This is a genomic window from Streptomyces sp. MnatMP-M17, from assembly GCF_900091995.1.
Taxonomy (GTDB): Bacteria; Actinomycetota; Actinomycetes; order Streptomycetales; family Streptomycetaceae; genus Streptomyces.
Map to the genome: position 1 here is coordinate 1 of NZ_FMDK01001022.1, position 1,485 is coordinate 1,485.

Annotated in this window: 1 protein-coding gene and 1 pseudogene; one reads left to right on the forward strand and one right to left on the reverse strand. The window is 70.0% G+C overall.

What is annotated here, in order from left to right; all coding sequences use genetic code 11:
* A pseudogene (locus tag GA0115259_RS35330) lies at window positions 1–233 on the reverse strand (8-amino-7-oxononanoate synthase); the annotation flags it as partial.
* A 142-nt stretch (window positions 234–375) separates the two neighbouring features.
* Between GA0115259_RS35330 and bioB the strand changes: the two are divergent.
* The coding region (gene bioB / locus GA0115259_RS35335) for a biotin synthase BioB (protein ID WP_093604446.1) at window positions 376–1,485 on the forward strand (1,110 nt) is incomplete at its 3' end.

Genomic DNA, 1,485 nt, shown 5'->3' on the forward strand with positions numbered 1-1,485 from the left:
CCCGGCCGGGAGCCGGTGGCGCCCGCGCCCCAGCGGCGGGCGGCGTCCGCCGCCGCACCGGTCACCGCGGGATGGCGGGCGAGGCCCAGATAGTCGTTGCTCGCCAGATCCAGCAGAGTGGAGTCGGCCGGGCGCGGGCGGAGCGTACGGACGAGGCCCGCGGTCTCACGGCGGCGCGCCTCGTCGTCGGTCCAGTCGAAGGGATCGGTCCGGTCGGAGGGATCCTGCGCCATGTGCGGTCCTTTTGTAGGGTGCGCACAGACTTTAACCGTGGCCGGACCGGGTCAGGATGTGGCCATGCACACACTTCGTTCCGGTGGTGTTGTCGGGTTCCTCCCTGGCTTCGAGGTGCTCGCTTAGGCCAGGATCGGCACCATGGACCTGCTGAACACGCTGGTGGAGAAGGGCCTGCGGCGCGAGCTGCCGACCCGCGAAGAAGCGCTCGCCGTACTGGCGACCTCCGACGACGATCTGCTCGAAGTGGTGGCCGCGGCCGGAAAGGTGCGCCGCCAGTGGTTCGGGCGGCGGGTGAAGCTCAACTATCTGGTCAATCTGAAGTCCGGGCTCTGCCCGGAGGACTGCTCGTACTGCTCGCAGCGGCTCGGCTCCACGGCGGAGATCCTCAAGTACACCTGGCTGAAGCCCGAAGAGGCGTCGAAGGCGGCGGCGGCCGGTGTGGCGGGCGGAGCGAAGCGGGTCTGTCTGGTGGCGAGCGGACGCGGTCCGACGGACCGTGACGTCGACCGGGTCTCACGGACGATCGAGGCGATCAAGGAGCAGAACGAGGACGTCGAGGTGTGCGCCTGTCTCGGGCTGCTCTCGAACGGACAGGCGGAGCGGCTGCGTGCCGCGGGAGCCGACGCGTACAACCACAACCTCAACACGTCCGAGGGAACGTACGGAGACATCACCACCACTCACACCTACGCCGACCGGGTGGACACGGTGCGGCAGGCGCAGGCGGCCGGTCTCTCCGCCTGCTCCGGTCTGATCGCCGGTATGGGCGAGAGCGACGCGGATCTGGTCGATGTGGTCTTCTCGCTCCGTGCGCTCGACCCGGACTCGGTGCCGGTCAACTTCCTGATCCCGTTCGAGGGCACACCGCTCGCCGAGGAGTGGAATCTGACTCCGCAGCGCTGTCTGCGGATTCTGGCGATGGCCCGCTTCGTCTGCCCGGACGTGGAGGTGCGGCTCGCGGGCGGACGTGAGGTGCATCTGCGCTCGATGCAGCCGCTCGCCCTCCATCTCGTCAACTCGATCTTCCTCGGCGACTATCTCACCAGCGAGGGCCAGGAGGGCAAGGCGGATCTGGAGATGATCGCGGACGCGGGCTTCGAGGTGGAGGGCGCGGGCACCACGACGCTGCCCGAGCACCGGGCGGGCGGCTGCGGGCCGTGCGGCGGCGCCGAGTCCGAGCAGGCCGCGTCGGTGCAGGCCGGGGCCGACACGGCTCTGTCGGACCGTACGGCTGTGGCGGGCGGGGGG